Source organism: Streptococcus sp. 17.1, from assembly GCF_016648655.1.
In the GTDB taxonomy this organism is placed as follows: Bacteria; Bacillota; Bacilli; order Lactobacillales; family Streptococcaceae; genus Streptococcus; species Streptococcus salivarius_E.
In genome coordinates this window covers 67,220-84,704 of the sequence record NZ_JACLQM010000004.1, presented here as the reverse complement: position 1 = coordinate 84,704, position 17,485 = coordinate 67,220, and the positions used below count along the sequence as shown (strand labels likewise).

General features: G+C 40.6%; 13 protein-coding genes and 2 pseudogenes. 13 read left to right on the top strand and 2 right to left on the bottom strand.

What is annotated here, in order from left to right; genetic code table 11:
* Positions 1–39 precede the first annotated feature (39 nt).
* Positions 40–3,360, top strand: coding sequence for an ATP-dependent nuclease subunit B (gene rexB, locus H7T99_RS03845; protein WP_201035955.1), 3,321 nt, complete (start codon positions 40–42; stop codon positions 3,358–3,360).
* A complete protein-coding gene (gene addA / locus H7T99_RS03840) occupies positions 3,350–7,003 on the top strand; it encodes a helicase-exonuclease AddAB subunit AddA (protein ID WP_201035954.1) in 3,654 nt (1,217 codons plus the stop codon). Before rexB ends, addA begins: the two co-directional genes overlap by 11 nt.
* A gap of 351 nt (positions 7,004–7,354) precedes the next feature.
* Here the strand turns inward: addA and H7T99_RS03835 are convergent, their stop codons facing one another.
* Complete coding sequence (locus tag H7T99_RS03835; RefSeq protein WP_201035953.1) at positions 7,355–8,086, bottom strand: DUF554 domain-containing protein; 732 nt, start codon at positions 8,084–8,086, stop codon at positions 7,355–7,357.
* A 274-nt stretch (positions 8,087–8,360) separates the two neighbouring features.
* Here H7T99_RS03835 and H7T99_RS03830 point away from each other — a divergent pair, with 274 nt between their 5' ends.
* The 8 genes and pseudogenes from H7T99_RS03830 to H7T99_RS10725 all read left to right on the top strand — a co-directional run.
* On the top strand, positions 8,361–9,092 hold the full coding sequence (locus H7T99_RS03830; RefSeq protein WP_155198283.1) for an ABC transporter ATP-binding protein: 732 nt from the start codon (positions 8,361–8,363) through the stop codon (positions 9,090–9,092).
* 2 nt (positions 9,093–9,094) lie between these two features.
* On the top strand, positions 9,095–10,684 hold the full coding sequence (locus H7T99_RS03825) for a DUF4231 domain-containing protein (protein ID WP_201035952.1): 1,590 nt from the start codon (positions 9,095–9,097) through the stop codon (positions 10,682–10,684).
* A gap of 119 nt (positions 10,685–10,803) precedes the next feature.
* Positions 10,804–11,607, top strand: a complete 804-nt coding sequence (gene proB, locus H7T99_RS03820) for a glutamate 5-kinase (RefSeq protein WP_021146442.1) — start codon at positions 10,804–10,806, stop codon at positions 11,605–11,607.
* A gap of 1 nt (position 11,608) precedes the next feature.
* The gene (locus H7T99_RS03815; RefSeq protein WP_201035951.1) at positions 11,609–12,859 is read left to right on the top strand and encodes a glutamate-5-semialdehyde dehydrogenase; all 1,251 of its coding nucleotides are present in this window, start codon (positions 11,609–11,611) and stop codon (positions 12,857–12,859) included.
* Positions 12,860–12,887: 28 nt separating this feature from the next.
* A complete protein-coding gene (locus tag H7T99_RS03810; RefSeq protein ID WP_037602546.1) occupies positions 12,888–13,280 on the top strand; it encodes a DUF805 domain-containing protein in 393 nt (130 codons plus the stop codon).
* Between the two features lie 98 nt (positions 13,281–13,378).
* Positions 13,379–13,795: a DUF805 domain-containing protein gene (locus tag H7T99_RS03805; protein ID WP_037602544.1), complete on the top strand. Its 417-nt coding sequence runs from the start codon at positions 13,379–13,381 to the stop codon at positions 13,793–13,795.
* Between the two features lie 16 nt (positions 13,796–13,811).
* Positions 13,812–14,218: pseudogene (locus H7T99_RS03800) on the top strand (IS3 family transposase); the annotation flags it as partial.
* A pseudogene (locus H7T99_RS10725) lies at positions 14,154–14,407 on the top strand (IS110 family transposase); the annotation flags it as partial. The pseudogenes H7T99_RS03800 and H7T99_RS10725, both read left to right, overlap by 65 nt.
* Positions 14,408–14,757: 350 nt before the next feature.
* On the opposite strand, the gene H7T99_RS03795 reads toward H7T99_RS10725, so the two are convergent.
* Positions 14,758–15,738, bottom strand: coding sequence for an HNH endonuclease (locus H7T99_RS03795; RefSeq protein WP_051677073.1), 981 nt, complete (start codon positions 15,736–15,738; stop codon positions 14,758–14,760).
* Between the two features lie 236 nt (positions 15,739–15,974).
* On the opposite strand from H7T99_RS03795, the gene H7T99_RS03790 reads away from it, so the two are divergent.
* The 3 genes from H7T99_RS03790 (at position 15,975) to H7T99_RS03780 (ending at position 17,463) form a co-directional block, all read left to right on the top strand.
* The gene (locus tag H7T99_RS03790; protein ID WP_037602539.1) at positions 15,975–16,373 is read left to right on the top strand and encodes a DUF805 domain-containing protein; all 399 of its coding nucleotides are present in this window, start codon (positions 15,975–15,977) and stop codon (positions 16,371–16,373) included.
* 99 nt (positions 16,374–16,472) lie between these two features.
* On the top strand, positions 16,473–16,868 hold the full coding sequence (locus tag H7T99_RS03785; RefSeq protein ID WP_037602537.1) for a DUF805 domain-containing protein: 396 nt from the start codon (positions 16,473–16,475) through the stop codon (positions 16,866–16,868).
* A 139-nt stretch (positions 16,869–17,007) separates the two neighbouring features.
* Positions 17,008–17,463, top strand: a complete 456-nt coding sequence (locus H7T99_RS03780; protein ID WP_037602535.1) for a Wzz/FepE/Etk N-terminal domain-containing protein — start codon at positions 17,008–17,010, stop codon at positions 17,461–17,463.
* Positions 17,464–17,485 lie beyond the last annotated feature (22 nt).

The following is a 17,485-nucleotide window of genomic DNA, read 5'->3' as shown; positions in this document are numbered from 1 at the left end:
AGCCTAACGACTGGTGTAGAGACAAGAAAGGGACGTCTTATGAAATTACTTTATACGGATATGTCTCAGGATTTAACAGAAATTCTGACGGAGCAGGCAACCAGCTATGCTCAAAAGGGAAAGAGGGTCTTTTATATTGCCCCTAATGCCCTGTCATTTGAGAAGGAGCGTAAGGTCTTGGAATACCTGCCTCAGTCAGCATCCTTTGAGATTACGGTGACTCGTTTTACTCAGATGGCGAGATACTTTATTCTCAATACGAGCAACCCCAAAACGCAGCTGGATGATACTGGTCTGGCCATGATTTTTTATAAGGTGTTGTCGCATATGGGCGATGATGAGCTCAAGGTTTATGGCCGTTTGCGCAAGGATAGTAACTTTATTAATCAATTGGTAGACCTTTACAAAGAGTTGCAGCAGGCTAATATGACGGTTCTGGATTTGCAGCATTTGGATCAGGCAGAGAAACAAGAGAATTTGGTAAGGATTTTCAGTGCGGCTCAAGACCTCTTGTTGGCAGGAGATTTTGACAATCAATCAAAACTCAGTGCCTTCTTCAAAGAGATTACCTCAGGACATCTGGATAAGGCTCTAAGTAATACGGTTCTGGTCATTGATGGCTTTACGCGTTTCTCAGCTGAAGAGGAGGCTTTGGTTACCCTCTTAAATGATAAGTGCCACCAGATTGTCATTGGAACTTATGCCAGTCAAAAGGCTTATAGGGCTAATTTTGTCTATGGCAATGTTTATCAAGCTTCAGTGGATTTTCTGAGAACTCTGGCTCAGACTTATAAGGTGACACCTGACTACGTGACGACAGACAAAGAGGGCAATCCTTCTTTTGCACGTATTAGCCGTCTTTTGGAAAGCCGTCATGATTTTAGTACGGTAGATGAGCAGCTGACTGCTCAGGACAAGCAAGCCTTGCAGGTCTGGGAAGTGGTCAACCAAAAGGAAGAGGTGGCTCAGGTTGCCAAGAGTATTCGTCAGTTGCTGGCGGATGGCAAGCGCTACAAGGATATTTTGGTCTTGCTAGGTGATGAGGAGAGTTATAAGCTTCAGGTGGGGCAGATTTTCCGAAAATTTGATATTCCCTATTATTTCGGGAAGGAAGAAACCATGTCTAGCCACCCTTTGGTGCAGTTTGTGGATTCGCTGGAACGTATCAAGCGCTATAATTACCGTGCCGAGGATTTGCTTAATCTCGTAAAATCCGGTCTCTATGGTGGTTTTGCTCAAGAGGATTTAGACCTTTTTGAATATTATGTCAATTTTGCAGATATCAAGGGGCGTCACAAGTTCCTTTCTGATTTCACGGCTAATAGTCGTGATAAGTATGATTTGGATCAGCTCAATACCTTGAGATCACAACTGGTAGAGCCCTTGGACAAGTTGCTTAACAGTCGCAAACAGAAGGGGTCTAGTCTGCTCAAGAAACTTGTGGTCTTTTTAGAGGCTGTGCAAGTGCCAAGTCAGATGGCTAGTTTGACTGCCAAGGCCAGTGAAGCTGAAAAAGAGCAGAATGAACAGGTCTGGAAGGCCTTCACGCAACTCTTGGAGCAGGTTGAGACAATCTTTGGGGAAGAAACACTTTCAGTGGATGACTTTTTGTCTATCTTGCGTTCGGGCATGTTGGCCTGTGATTACCGTACGGTCCCAGCTACTGTTGATGTGGTCAATGTGAAGAAATACGATTTGATTCAACCACACTCTGCTCCTTATGTTTTTGCCTTGGGCATGACCCAGTCACATTTTCCAAAGGTAGGGCAAAATAAGAGTCTCCTGTCTGACGAGGAACGTAGTCGTATCAATGAAGCTACGGATGAACACCGGAGTTTGGATATTGTTACGCAGAGCAATAGTCAGCGGGGGCATTTTGTGGCTATGTCACTTTTTAATGCAGCTAGTGAACAATTGGTGCTTAGTCAGCCACAAATTCTCAATGAGACTCAAGATGACATGTCGGTTTATTTGAAGGAGCTGCTTGACCTTGGTCTTCCTTTGGTTGAAAAGGGACGTAATCGTTTCGAGGCTAAGGGTGACCAGATTGGGAACTACAAGGACCTTCTATCAACTGTCATCGCCCTTAACAGTAGCCATCTAGATGCTGATTTGGACAAGGAAACGCAGACTTTCTGGTCAGTTGCGGTGCGTTATCTCCGTAAGCGACTTGATAAGGACCAAGTCTTGATTCCAAATGTGATTGACGATGTGACGACGACCAAGGTTGATGATCAGGTCATGCAGCTGGTCTTTCCGGGGGAAGAACCACTGAAATTATCAGCCTCGGCTCTGACGACCTTCTATAACAACCAATATCTTTATTTCTTGCGTTATGTTTTGGGGCTTGAAGAGTTGGAGTCCATCCATCCAGATGCTCGACACCATGGGACTTACTTGCACCGTGTCTTTGAGCGTGTCATGGGTGATTCTTCGTCAGAAAACTTCGATGATAAATTGGAAAAGGCTATTGCTCAGACCAATCAGGAACAACCCTTTGAACTTCTCTATACAGAGGACCAAGAGAGTCGCTTATCTCGTCAGATTTTAGAAGATATCGCCCGATCAACTGCCAGTGTTTTGCGTGATAATGCGGCTGTTAAGGTTGAGCGTGAGGAAGCCAAGTTTGACTTGCTTTTAGCAAATAGCATCAAGATTACAGGGATTATTGACCGTGTGGACCGTTTAACGGATGGGGCTCTGGGTGTCGTTGACTACAAATCAGGTAAAAATGTCTTTGACATTCAGAAATTCTACAATGGTCTCAGTCCGCAATTGGTAACCTATCTAGAAGCTCTTCGCCAGACCTATAAGGTTGATGCTGATCAGCTTTTTGGTGCCATGTATCTTCACATGCAGGACCCACAGCTTAACCTAGCTCAGTTTGGTCTGGATAAGTTAGCAGCTCAGGCTCATAAGGAATTGACCTATAAGGGACTTTTTGTGGCTTCAGAAACGGAGCATCTGGCTGGTGGAAACTATGATTTACAAAAGACTGTCACCTATGATAAGGAGGACCTAGAAACCTTGCTTGATTACAATATTAAGCTGTTTACAAGTGCTGCTGAAGTTATTCGAAGCGGGAATTTTGCGGTTAATCCTTATACTGAGGATGGCAAGTCTGTCCAAGGAGATCAAATCAAGGCTATTACTCATTTTGAAGCCGACCGCCACATGGGACAGGCTCGAAAACTCTTGCGTTTACCAAGTAAGGGCAAGAAGGAAGCCTATTTGGAGCTGATGGCAAAAGATGAGGACGATAATGAGATGCAAGTTGCTGAAAATATCATCCCCTTTCCAGTCACTGATCAAGCTGTAAAAGCAGACAAAAAAGACCAGGAGGACAACCATGTTGACTAAAGCTTTTTTAAGTCCAACAGAGATTAAGGAACGCATTGCCCAAGAAGCAGCTTCTGACAAGGAACGCAAGTTAACACCTGAGCAGATTGAGGCCATTTACAGTAATGGTAGCAATATTCTTGTGTCAGCTTCGGCCGGATCAGGAAAAACCTTTGTCATGGTTGAGCGTATCCTTGATATGATTGGACGTGGCGTTGGTATTGACCAACTCTTTATCTCAACCTTTACGGTAAAGGCTGCAGGTGAGTTAAAAGAGCGTCTGGAAAAGCGTCTGACAGAGCATCTGGGACAGGTTGAGACGGATGAAGAGCGTGTCTTTCTTTCAGACCAGATTGCCAAGATTGGGACGGCTGATATTGGAACCATGGATGCCTTCACCCAGAAATTGGTCAATCAGTATGGCTATCTCCTGGGTGTGTCACCTATTTTCCGCATCATGACAGACCCTGCTGAGCAGACACTTATGAAAAATGAGGTTTATACGGATCTTTTCAATGATTACATGCAAGCCAAGGATGCCCAGCTTTTCCAAAAATTGGTCCGCAACTTCGCTGGAAATGGTAAGACTAGTAAGGCCTTCCGTGATCTAGTTTACGATGTCTATAACTTTTCTCAGGCCACTGCAGGTCCTGAAAAATGGCTACGTCAGAATCTCTTAAAAGGGCAGACGGATGCCAAGCCAGACAAGGCTAAGGTTGAGCTTTTAGAGGGTCTCAAAGATGGCTTGTTGGCTGATTTCCTAGCTTTCTTAAGAGATCATCTAGGTCTAGCTCAGCGTGAATTTGCCAAGGCCAAGTATCTGAATAATGTGTCAGATGCCATTAGCCTTCTGGAGGGAGCCTTGGCCAATGACCAAACCGATATGGAGGACTTGCTCAAACAACTCTTGACTCTGTCAGGAGGGACTGGCTTGACAAATATGACCCGTCCTAAAGACGAGGAACTCAAGGCCTACAAGGAAGCTTACAACAAGACCAAAAATGAGTTTGTGGCCCAGTTGCGTGAGATTGATACCCAACTAACGGTCCTCGAGGTTTTGACCAAGCATAATGATGACATCCTACCTCTATTGGAGTTGCTCCAGTCCTTTGTGCTTGATTTCTCAGATCAGTATTTACAAGCTAAGATTCAGGAAAATGCCTTTGAATTCTCAGATATCGCCCACTTTGCCATCCGTATTTTGGAGGAAAATCCAGAGGTGGCAGCCAGCTACCGTGACCGTTACCATGAAGTAATGGTAGACGAGTATCAGGACAATAGCCATACCCAAGAACGCATGTTGGAGCTCCTCTCTAACGGTCACAACCGATTCATGGTGGGAGATATCAAGCAATCCATCTATCGTTTCCGTCAGGCAGATCCTCAGATTTTTAATGGCAAGTTCCAGCTCTTCCTTGAAAATCCAGATGCAGGTAAGCTGATTCTCCTTAAAGAGAACTTCCGTAGCCAATCTGAGGTTCTTGATGCGACCAATGGTGTTTTCAGCCACCTCATGGACCAGGAAATCGGGGACATTCTCTATGACAAGACACACATGTTGGTAGCAGGTAGCGAGAAGCAAAAAGAGTCCCATCCTGAAAATGAGACTGAGGTTCTGATTTACAATAGTGATGAAGCAAGTGTGACTCCTGACGAGGAAGGTTCTGATCAACCTATCAGTAGTGGTGAGATTTCCTTGGTTATCAAAGAAATTATCAACCTTCATAAGCAGGGTGTACGTTTTGAGGACATTACCCTCCTAGCACCAACCCGCAACACCTATCTGGACTTGATGGCAAGCTTCGAGGAGCACGGAATTCCTTTGGTTCCTGACGAGTACAAGTCAAGTTACCTAGAGTCGCTAGAAGTTATGATTATGTTGGATACCCTTCGTGCCATCAATAATCCTCTTAATGACTATGCCCTCGTTGCCCTCCTTCGTTCGCCTATGTTTAATTTCAACGAGGATGATTTGGCTCGTATTGCTGTCCAGGCTGACGAAGGACAATTCTATGACAAGCTTCTTGTAGCATGCACTAAAACAGGGCTTCATCCGGAAGTTGTCACACAAGGACTTGATGCCAAGTTGACTCTTTTCACTGAGACTCTGGTAGATTGGCGTGATTACAGTAAGTGGCACTCGCTCTACGACCTCATTTGGAAGATTTACGATGATCGTTTCTATTATGATTATGTTGGAAGTCTCCCTCGAGCTGAACAACGTCAGGCAAATCTCTACGCCCTTGCCTTGCGTGCTAATGCCTATGAAAAGACCGGCTTTAAGGGACTTTCTCGTTTTATCGGTATGATTGATAAGATCATTTCTAGCGGTAACGACCTAGAGGAAGTGACAGACTTGGTTCCTAAAAATGCCGTTAGCCTCATGACCATTCACAAGTCCAAGGGGCTAGAATTCAAGTATGTTTTTGTCCTGCAGATGAATCGCAAGTTCATTGGTCACAGTAGGGATGGACTAAGTGGTAAGTATATTATCAATCGTGAAAAAGGACTTGGCATTAAGTACCTAGCTGACCTTAAAGACCAGATAAACACCAATTTGCCCAAGTTAAATGTTGTTCTAGAGACCTTAACCTTCCAGGAAAATCGTAGGGAAGAGCGCAGGGCAAGTATCTCAGAAGAGATGCGTCTGCTCTATGTTGCAATGACACGTGCAGAGAAAAAACTCTACCTGGTTGGTAAGGGTAGTAAGGAAAAATTAACCCAGCAATTTGGCACGGATGTCGAAAATAATCGCCTACCAGTAGCTCTCCGTGACCAAATCGCTACTTATCAGGATTGGGTTATGGCTTTGGATACCGCCTTTATGAGAAAGGATCTCAAATTTACTGTTCGCTTTGTTGAGGCTGAGGAGTTGACGCCAGAGGCTATTGGTCAGGTTGAAGTTCAAGCAGCAGTAAATGCTGATGATTTATCTAACAATCGCCAGACGGAAGACATTAAGCGTGCCCTAACTGTCTTAGAAAGTGTTGAAAAACTCAACCAGCTTTATGCACCAGCGATTGACCTTCCATCTGTTCGTACGCCGAGCCAGCTCAAAGCCTTCTACGAACCTGTCATGGATACTGAAGGGGTGGATATTATGGACAAGAAAGAGGAAGTGCAACCTCTTGAGACTACTACTACCTTTGAGCTTCCAGACTTTGGGCAAAAAACTAAGGTCACTGGAGCTGCAGTTGGTTCAGCCACCCATGAACTCATGCAACGCTTAATTCTTTCTGACAAGGTGACCCTCCAAGATTTGACACAGGCCTTGAGTCGGGTATCGGCAGATGATCAAGTTAAGGCGCGTGTGCAGTTAGAAAAGCTACTAGGCTTCTTTGACACCGAACTTGGGAAGCTCATTCTAGCTAACCGTGGTAAGTTGCGTCGTGAAGCACCATTTGCTATGTTGGCAGAAGATCTCGCTAGTAAAGAAGAGTTTGTCGTCCGTGGTATCATCGATGGCTACCTTCTTCTTGAAGACCGTATTGTCCTCTTTGACTATAAGACGGACCGCTTCACTCATCCTAGTGAACTTGAGGAACGTTACAAAGGGCAAATGAGCCTCTATGCTAAAGCACTCAGCCAAGCCTATCAAATAGATAAGATTGATAAATACCTTATTCTCCTAGGTGGAAAAGACTTGGAAGTCGTAGAAGTATAAGCTCTAGCCTAACCATTCTTTCATAGTGAAAGAGTGGTTTTTTGTGTCTTAATCCCACCAAAAAAGACCGGTGTGCACACACCAGTCTTTTCGATAGATTTCCATCAGTATTGTAAGTTCCTTAAAATATTAGAGGATGGAAATAGTTATGAAAAAAAGTATCTTGTAGGTTGCTTAGGCCTACAAGGGCTATTATAACAAACTCATCTTAGTCTAAACAAGGTTAGAAAAATTAGAATTAATCGCCACAAACATTACTAGTTTTTAATAGTTAGAATCCATAATAGCAATAAATAGAGACAAAAACCGTCAGCATGAGACTGACGGTTTTAGTTTATTTTAATCCTAATATCAACTAATCAAAGGAACCACCCAATTGACCCAGGCCCAGGAAATAGGCATAACCAGAATCATGGCTGGAATCATATCTGCTGTTGGGAATTGACGCAGTTTCATAATACGAAAACCGGTCGCAATCATGAGGAAGCCCCCGCAAGCCTTAAAGTCTCCAATCATGGCTTTTGTTGTTAGAGGGAGAATGAAACCAGCACTCACAAAGAGGAGGAAGAAAACGATAAATTGTGGAATGGCAATCATGGAGACGATGTAGCCTAGACTACAAGAGAAAATCATAGCCGTAAAGAAATCTAGGATAGATTTAGAAATTAAGATAGAAGCATCGCCTGTCATCCCAGACTCAAGACTCCCGTAAATTCCTGTACCACTCGCACAAAAAAGGACGATAACTGTCAAGAGCTGCGCATAAAATTCATCGTGAGCTAACCCTGTTTGCTTGCTTGGTGTAATCTTGGACAAGCCTTTTTCCATAAGCCCAGCTCCCTTGTTGATGAGGTTTCCAAACTTTAGGGCCAGCCCAACGATGGTACCGATAACTACCGCAAAGATAACCGCAGGCATATTAACCATATTCATAATAGCGCTAATCCCCATTACCATAGAGGCTAGGCCAAAGATAAGGTTAAGATTTTCCTTGAAATCGTCTCTGAGATAGTCCCCGAAGAGCCCTCCAGCGATTCCTCCTAAGATAATAGATAGCGAGTTGATGATAATTCCAGTTGGCATCAGTGATTTTCCTCCTATTTAGTCTAAATACTATAAGTTTAGCATTATCAAAGAGCGAATGCAAAATTGTCTCGTTTTTACAAACGTTTTATTGAAATTGTACCTTTGAAATGATACAATAAATGAGAAGGTAAGGAAATAGCCTTATCTAAAACTATTGCCGATATTATTAGAGTATTGTCCATAAAAAACAAGGTAATAACTCTAATTTACAATCTAATATAAAGTGTAAAATGAGACTATCGTTAAATAGATTCTCAAGAAAGGATAAAAGATGATTCGTTTTGAACACGTAACGAAACGTTATGAAGATAAGGATGCTCTCTCAGATCTTAACCTCGAGATTCGAGATGGGGAGATTTTTGGTCTGATTGGTCACAATGGGGCTGGTAAGACCACGACTATTTCCATTTTGACGTCTATCATTGAAGCTAGCTACGGTGAAGTTTACGTCGATGATATGGCCCTCAGCCAACATCGTGATGCTATCAAGAAAAAAATCGCTTATGTGCCAGATTCACCAGACTTATTCTTAAATTTAACTGCTAATGACTATTGGTACTTTTTGACACGTATCTATGATTTGGAAGCTAGTCAGGTTGAGGAACGTTTGATTAATCTCATGGCTACCTTTGACTTGACGGAAAGTCGCTATAACCTCATTTCTTCCTTCTCTCACGGTATGCGTCAGAAGGTTGTCGTTATCGGTGCTCTTCTGGTTAATCCGCAGATTTGGGTTTTGGATGAGCCTTTGACTGGTCTGGATCCACAGGCATCTTATGATTTGAAAGAAGCCATGCGTAACCATGCTAAGGAGGGTAATAGTGTGCTCTTTTCAACCCACGTTCTAAGTGTAGCTGAGCAGCTCTGTGATCGTATTGCTATTTTGAAGAAAGGAAAACTCATCTTCCAAGGGTCTCTAGCTGAACTTAAGTCTCAGTACCCTGACAAGGATTTGGAAACCATTTATCTGGAAATGGCTGGACGTAAGATCGAGGAGGTGTAGTCATGAACTGGAACCATGTTTGGGAGCTTTTTAAAATTAATCTCCTCTATGCGAATCCTCAAGCAGTAACTAACCTACAGAAACGTCAGGAGAAAAAGAAAAAGGCTAATTTCTCCATCGTTAATGCCATGCTTAGACAACAACTCTTGATTTTAATTATTTTTACGGTTGTATATAGCTATCTTTTTGTAGGTGTCGATTATAAGGCCAATCCTGGAATCTTAACCCTATATCTTTTGACATTTTCAATCATGGGGCTTCTCCAGACTTTTACGGCTCTCTATAGTACCTTTTACGATAGTAAGGATAGCAAGGCTTATCTGCCTCTTCCCTTAAAGCCATCAGAAGTCTTTTTGGCCAAGACCTTGTCAGGTTCTATGGTTGGGATGACCTTCATGGTACCTATCCTTAGTCTTCTCATTCTAGCTTACTGGCAATTTATTGGCCCACTGGGGATAGTCGTGGGGCTTCTATCCTTTATCGTTTCTCTCTTTATTAATCTCGTTTTTTCAGTGATTCTGTCTAATAGTGTTGGAACGCTGATTGTTCGCAGTTCTCGTCAAAAGCTCTATTCGACTATTTTGATGACCCTGTCAACCCTATTGATTATGTTCCCTATCATGATGGTTGGTTTTCTTAATGGTTATGTTAAGGGTGCTGGACATATCGATTTTCCTTTGTTGCCTTATCTAAGAGGTTACTATGATGTGGTAGCTGCTCCTCTATCTCCGGAGGCTCTACTAAATTTTTATCTTCCTCTTATCTCAGTGCTTATCTTGGGTCTTTGGTTTTATAAAGTCAGAATGCCTCGTTATTTCCACGAAGCCATTTATAACAAAAAGGCTAGAAAGACTCAGGTAAAAGTTGTTACTCGAAGTCAAAGACAGGTCTTGGTTCGCCATCATTTATCTACTTTGGGAAACTCAACCCTCATTATCAATACCTATGTGGTACCAGTATTATATATGATCATGCTGGGTGGAGGTGCGTTCTTTTTGAAAGATTTAGGTCCAGACTATTTCGGGCTCATGCTTTTAGTCGGAATTGCCTTTGGTTTCTTTTCAGCGCAACCAACAAGTTTTCTTGGGGTGGCAACTTCCTTAGAGGGAACAAACTTTGACTTTATCCGTAGCCTGCCAATCAATACGGGTGACTATCTTCGTCAAAAGTTTTGGATTTTCTATGGCTTGCAAGTCGGTGTATCCCTCTTATTAGGAGGACTTGGTCTAATATTCCTTGCACATCTCCATCCTATTTTGGTGGCAAGTTTCGCTCTTGGTTTTCTGGTAACAACCTATCTTGTAGGTGGCTATTTCTTTGAACGTGACCTTAAATTATTGGAAGTGAATTGGCAAGAAGTCACTCAGCTCTTCAATCGGGGTGGCGGACAGTGGCTCTATATGGGTATCTTTATTCTTACAATTTTCATCGCTGCCTTGCTAGGAGGTATTGTCTTCTTTGCAAGTAAGTTCTGGATTGCCCTAGTAGTCAATGCTATAGTATCTGGGCTTATAGCTTTAATTGCCCTAATCGTTTATCTCTTTGTTGATCGCAGACGTTGGAAGCGTATTAGAGCCATGTTTTTTGCCTAGGCCAAATTGTTTAAAGAGTCTCTCCGATTGGAGGGATTCTTTTTTGCTGAAAATCTTTAATATGTAAACTTATGCATTATATATGTTAAAATACCTGAATTTAGTGTATAATCATAAATATGAAACGAAATTTTGACTCAGTAAAACGCCTAGTTATCAAAATCGGGACTAGCTCCCTGGTTTTGCCTTCAGGGAAAATTAATCTTGAAAAAATCGATCAGCTAGCTTTTGTGATTTCTAGCTTACATAATAAAGGAATTGAGGTTGTCCTCGTATCCTCTGGGGCTATGGGATTTGGTCTTAATGTCCTAGATCTTGAGAAGCGCCCAGCAGAGGTTGGTAAGCAACAGGCTGTCTCAAGTGTAGGGCAGGTGGCCATGATGAGCCTTTATTCTCAGGTCTTTTCACATTACCAAACCAAGGTATCTCAGCTTCTTTTGACCCGTGATGTGGTCGAGTATCCTGAGAGTTTGGCCAATGCCATCAATGCCTTTGAAAGCCTCTTTGAGCTTGGAGTTGTTCCAGTTGTTAATGAAAATGATGCTGTCAGCGTAGATGAAATGGACCATGCGACTAAGTTTGGGGACAACGACCGCTTGTCAGCTATCGTAGCTAAGATTGTTGGTGCTGACCTACTCATTATGTTGTCAGATATTGATGGGCTCTTCGATAAGAACCCAAATGTCTATGAAGATGCAACCCTTCGTAGCTATGTACCAGAGATTACAGAGGAAATTCTAGCCTCAGCTGGTGGTGCTGGTAGTAAATTTGGTACGGGTGGTATGATGAGTAAGATTAAGTCAGCCCAGATGGTTTTTGAAAATCAAAGCCAAATGGTTTTAATGAATGGTGAAAATCCGCGTGACATTCTTCGTGTCCTAGAAGGAGCCAAAATCGGTACACTCTTTAAACAGGAGGACTAATATGACATATATTGATACATTGGGCCAGCAGGCCAAAGTGGCGGGTCGTCAGATTGCTAAATTATCAACAGCAGCTAAAAATGACCTTCTAAATCAGGTAGCTAAAGCTCTAGTAGCTGAGAGTGCCTATATTATCGCTGAAAATGCTAAGGATATGGCCAATGCCAAGGAAAATGGTATTTCAGAGATTATGCAAGACCGCTTGCTCTTGACGGAAGACCGTATCGCAGGGATTGCTGAGGGTGTCCGTCAGGTGGCAGATCTTCAGGACCCAATCGGTCAAGTAGTTCGTGGCTATACGAATCTGGATGGTCTCAAAATTGTTCAAAAGCGTGTTCCTATGGGTGTTATCGCTATGATTTTTGAGAGCCGTCCCAATGTCTCAATCGATGCCTTTAGCCTTGCCTTTAAAACCAATAATGCCATTATTCTTCGTGGAGGACGTGATGCCATCAATTCCAACAAGGCCTTGGTTACAGTAGCTCGTAAGGCTTTGGAAAATGCAGGTATCACAGCAGATGCTGTTCAGCTGGTTGAAGATACCTCTCATGAGGTAGCAGAGGAACTCATGGCGGCGACTAAGTATGTAGACTTGCTCATCCCTCGTGGTGGAGCACGTCTCATCCAAACAGTTAAAGAAAAAGCCAAGGTTCCTGTCATCGAAACGGGTGTTGGTAACTGTCATATTTATGTGGATAAATATGCTAACTTAGATATGGCGACACAGATTGTCATCAATGCCAAAACCCAACGACCAAGTGTTTGTAATGCTGCAGAATCTCTCGTTGTTCATGCTGATATTGCGGAAGACTTCTTACCTAATTTGGAAAAAGCTATTTCAAAAGTTCAGGCTGTTGAATTCCGTGCGGATGAAAAGGCTTTGAAACTTATGGAAAAATCTGTACCCGCTTCACCAGAAGATTTTGCGACAGAGTTTCTTGACTATATTATGTCTGTTAAAGTGGTAGACAGCCTTGATGAGGCCATTGATTGGATTAATACCTACACAACATCGCATTCAGAGGCTATCGTAACTCAGGATATCAGTCGTGCGGAGCAATTCCAAGACGACGTAGACGCTGCAGCTGTCTATGTTAATGCCTCAACCCGCTTCACAGACGGCTTCGTCTTTGGATTGGGTGCTGAAATCGGAATCTCAACCCAAAAAATGCACGCCCGTGGCCCAATGGGACTTGAGGCCCTAACCTCAACCAAGTTCTATATTAATGGCCAAGGTCAAATTAGAGAATAAACAAAAAGCCCCATGAGGAGCTTTTGTGATGTTTAGAGCTTATAAAAAGTATTGGATGGGCTATGTCGATTTCACGGGACGTTCAACTCGCTCAGACTATTGGTTGGCAGTTTTAGCGAATACTATTGTAAGTATTATTTTATTTAGCATAGTTATAGTTGTAATTGTTTTTGATAGTCCCGATAGTCCTTACCATGTTATTCTCAACTTACCGTATCTGCTTGTAATGACCTATTTTCCTGCTAGCTTTATCCCATCCATTTCCCTTCAGGTACGTCGCTTGCGCGATGCAGGCTATCACTGGGCCTTGATTTTTTTACGTTTTGCCTTTGTTATAGGTGATATCGTTCTGTTGGTTTTGTCTTGTCAACCCACAAAAGTAGAATTTCCTTTCAAACAGTTCAATAATTCACAACAATAATAATGACTTAACAGCCTTGTAGGCTGTTTTTTAGTTGATTTGTCAATCTTCCCTTCTCTTGCTATACTGGGAGTATCATAAAAAAGGGGGATTTTATTATGATTGAAGCCTACAAAAAATTTTGGAAGGGCTATGTAGATTTTAAGGGACGTTCAACGCGTTCAGATTATTGGCTTAATGTTCTTGCGCAATGCTTGGTTTATTTATTGTTTAGTTTCTTACTCATACTAATCATGATTTTAGGAGGAGACTCCTCTACGTATATATCTGATCCATATAGTTTCCAAATGATTTTGGTCTATATTGTAGTGTTAGGAATAGGAGTCTATGCGTTGGCCTCACTTGTACCATCCATTGCAATCATAGTACGTCGTTTACGAGATGCAGGTTACCACTGGGCCTTGATATTCCTATCGCTAATTCCATATCTTGGTGGTTTTATTATTTTTATCTTAACCTTACAACCAACAAAGGTAGAAGTAGCGTTTAATAATTTCAATAACCCACAGCAATAAAAAGTTTTTATAGTTTCCTGTTTTAGATGGTTTTAACACTGAACTTGGTATAGATGAAAGTTATGTTTAGAACAGGCCTTTATAGAGAGACCAGGAGATTGCTATTCTCCATAGTGAGTAGGGATGGCAATATTCTCACCAGTATCATTATCAATTTATAGAGGATAAAGGATTCAACCATCCATGTCACGCAAGTGGAATAGCCTAGACAATGGTATGGTGGAGTCCTTTTTTGGAATTTTGAAATCGAAAATGTTTTATTGTCATGAGAAGGTGTCTAAGTCACTTGAGCAATTGAAACAAGTTATTGTAGAATACATTGATTATTATGATAATAAGTGCATTAAGGTAAAACTAAAACTTTCTAGCCAAGGAACATTTCATCAAATGTGGGAATCCCTCTGCCAGAAAAATTCTCTTTAAGTGCATTCTTAACATAACTTCAGATAGCTACACCAATCCTTGTCATATCGCAGACTTCTGTGAGAAACGGAAAAGACAATCGCAAGTGACTTAAACCAAACCACACACGATTGCCTCTATACATCGTCTTATTATTACCTCATAATGCACAACAAACTTTACGATTATACTTCTACCCAAAATCGGTAAAATTGTTTATACCATATTATTGTAACGCCTTATCAAAAAAATCACCAGATAAGGTGTTGATTAGTGTACATTTTTTACACTAATCTTTAGTTCAAAAAAGATAATTTCCTTAGTGTGACTATGGCACTCAAACTATTTTTCATCAAATACCTTGATAAACTTGACAAATGGTAGAAAATGACTTAGTCCTGTACAATACAGAACTAAATCATTTATTTAAATATTTTTGTCATATAAAAATTGTGAATTGTGGGAGATGAGACATCAGCTAATACTTATCTATAGACAATATATATAAAGGAATCAACAAAGCAATAATAACTAACGTAATAATACATCAAATACCTATTTTATATGATTTTGTTAGATTTTGTTCGATTGCATTTCCAACACAATGTTTGTAAGTTGTCTTTAGTAGATAAGCCACCTTTTGAAATAGGGATGATATGGTCAACTTCTAAAAGTAAAAGGTTTTGCTGAGCGACAGAGGCATAACAATTCTGGCAGGTATAATTATCGCGACGTTTAATAAATTCACGTAATTTTTTTGTCATTAAAGAACGCTGCGCTTTTGCAGTCTTGCTACGCTTAATATTATCATCAATATATTCTATAAGTGCTTCGATAGTAATGTCGTCAAGTGTGATAGTTGTTCGTTGTGAGCTGTTTCCCCCCGCACTAACATATTCAAAAATATATTGTGGAAAATAAAAATGAATTTTTGGAATATTTACTTCTAAATGTTTAAGTAATTCATCACGATAGTATTTTTTTATAAATTTAGGAGGATTGAAATCTGCTTCAATTTGAGCTAGACGCATGTCTAAGTTACTTTTCGCATTTGTAAAACGTGATACTACTTCACCGATATCCTGAATGCGTTGGAGATTCTCTTCATTAGGTTTGAAATCAAAATATTTACACAAATACTTTAAAGGCTCTTCAGACGCTTTTCGAACTACTGCTAGCGAAGCGTGGTGAACATTACTAGACAGCGTTTTCTGATGTCGATTACGATTCATATTATGCACGCTAGTATTTTGATAAGTAGCTAGGTTAGAATATTTATATCGATCTGCTTGACTTGCTCTAAGACTGATTTGATCAAATGAGTTTACATAATTAGATATTTCATTATATTCAGAGATTGTATCAGCAAGTGCCAGTTTATGGGCTAAAAAATTCGGACTCTTAAAATATCGAACTTTCCTAATATATCTAATCAATCGATAAAGACTATAAATTAAAGCCCCAATTAAAATATACGGAAATGCTGAAATTACTAAGAATAGCATTATAAAAGAAAGCATGATGTATCCTAAAACCTTCATTATATCTCCTAATTAAAATTTTTTTTACGTTGAGATTTACCAAGAACAATTATGAAAACTAATGGTATATCAATTATTATAGTTATGCAATTATTCTAATCTATTTTATATTATCTGTCAAATTTATTTTAAATAACAAAAAGTTAAAAAAGCCTTATAGGCTGCTCCTTAGTCAATTTGCCAGATGACAGGTCTTTTGGTATAGTAGTATTATCAAAAAATGAGGAGATTTTATTATGATCGAAGCTTATAAGAAGTTTTGGAAGGGCTACGTAGATTTTGAGGGACGTTCAACACGTTCAGATTACTGGTTTGCATATTTGGCAAATATGTTAACTTTCGCTGCTTTTTATGTGTTGCTATTTGTATTTGGAGTAATTGCAGGTTCAACTGGTTCAGACTTTTTAACTGTTATTTCAGTTATTTTATCACTTATCTTTTTTGCCTATAGTGTTGCTCTGTGTTTACCCGGTATTGCTGTAACTGTTCGTCGTTTGCGTGATGCTGGCTACAATTGGCCGTATATTTTTGTTGCATTTATCCCATTTGTAGGTGGTATTATCTTAATTGTGTTGTTGTGTAAACCAACTAAGGTTGAGTATCCATTCAACAACTTCAATAACCCACAACAATAATAATGACTTAACAGCCTTGCTAGGCTGTTTTTTAGTTGATTTGTCAAGCTCCTCTTCTCTTGTTATACTGAGAGTAACATAAAAAAGGGGGATTTTATTATGATTGAAGCCTACAAAAAATTTTGGAAGGGCTATGTTGATTTTACGGGACGTTCAACACCCTCAGATTTATGGTCTGCATATTTGGCACATCTATTGATTGTCTTTGCTGGGAATTGGCTCGAAGCAGTGTTTGAAAGTATGGTAGATGAAATATCAAGCGGTTTATTTGCTATTTCAGTTATTTTATTTCTTATCATAATTGTTTTTTGTATTGCTGCGGTTTTACCTTGTATTGCGATAGCTGTTCGTCGTTTGCGTGATGCTGGCTATCATTGGGCATATATTTTTATTCCTTTAATCCCATTTGTCGGTATTTTTATCCTTATTTTTCTACTATGTCAACCAACAAAAGTAGAAGTGCCATTTAACAACGTCGATAACCCAAAGCAATAATGACAATCAACCAACTCTTTTAGTTGGTTTTTCTGATGTCAAAAAGTATTATGTTAATGTTGCACATTTTAATATTTCTGATATAATCTTATCTGAGACTAATCAATACTAAAATATATTTAAGAAATGTGAATACTCTATGAAACTACTTCGTCAATTAAAAGAAAAACGTTACCTTATTTTGGCATTTACCCTACCGGCTATTCTTTTGGCTTTAGCAATTGTCTTTTTGCAACCTGCACACAATCATGCAAAGGTCCAAGTTAAGGTGGGGACTAAGCAGTCATCATCAAGCAAACCCAAGGCTTCATCCAAGTCATCGAGCTCAAGTTCGTCGTCATCTTCTTCAACTTCAAGTGAGTCTTCAAGCGAATCTTCATCATCAAGCTCAACGGTAGAAGCAGCTAGTCAGACAGAAGCAAGCTCAACTCCTGCGGTAGCATCGGCACCAACGCCTTCTTCAGCACAAGAGGTTTATCAAGCGCCCCAGTATAACTATGTGCCACCAACAGCTTATACAGAGTCACATAGTGATGCTCCAAGTTACACAGCTCCTGCCTACAGTGCAGATGTCAGCTCTGGGACAGCAGAATAAGAGTCAAAGAGAAGGAAAGTTA

Bases quoted from the DNA above. Each gene is read 5' to 3' on its own strand.
- rexB (WP_201035955.1), top strand. From the start codon at position 40: ATGAAATTACTTTATACGGATATGTCTCAGGATTTAACAGAAATTCTG.
- addA (WP_201035954.1), top strand. From the start codon at position 3,350: ATGTTGACTAAAGCTTTTTTAAGTCCAACAGAGATTAAGGAACGCATT.
- H7T99_RS03835 (WP_201035953.1), bottom strand. From the start codon at position 8,086: ATGCCAACTGGAATTATCATCAACTCGCTATCTATTATCTTAGGAGGA.
- H7T99_RS03830 (WP_155198283.1), top strand. From the start codon at position 8,361: ATGATTCGTTTTGAACACGTAACGAAACGTTATGAAGATAAGGATGCT.
- H7T99_RS03825 (WP_201035952.1), top strand. From the start codon at position 9,095: ATGAACTGGAACCATGTTTGGGAGCTTTTTAAAATTAATCTCCTCTAT.
- proB (WP_021146442.1), top strand. From the start codon at position 10,804: ATGAAACGAAATTTTGACTCAGTAAAACGCCTAGTTATCAAAATCGGG.
- H7T99_RS03815 (WP_201035951.1), top strand. From the start codon at position 11,609: ATGACATATATTGATACATTGGGCCAGCAGGCCAAAGTGGCGGGTCGT.
- H7T99_RS03810 (WP_037602546.1), top strand. From the start codon at position 12,888: ATGTTTAGAGCTTATAAAAAGTATTGGATGGGCTATGTCGATTTCACG.
- H7T99_RS03805 (WP_037602544.1), top strand. From the start codon at position 13,379: ATGATTGAAGCCTACAAAAAATTTTGGAAGGGCTATGTAGATTTTAAG.
- H7T99_RS03795 (WP_051677073.1), bottom strand. From the start codon at position 15,738: ATGAAGGTTTTAGGATACATCATGCTTTCTTTTATAATGCTATTCTTA.
- H7T99_RS03790 (WP_037602539.1), top strand. From the start codon at position 15,975: ATGATCGAAGCTTATAAGAAGTTTTGGAAGGGCTACGTAGATTTTGAG.
- H7T99_RS03785 (WP_037602537.1), top strand. From the start codon at position 16,473: ATGATTGAAGCCTACAAAAAATTTTGGAAGGGCTATGTTGATTTTACG.
- H7T99_RS03780 (WP_037602535.1), top strand. From the start codon at position 17,008: ATGAAACTACTTCGTCAATTAAAAGAAAAACGTTACCTTATTTTGGCA.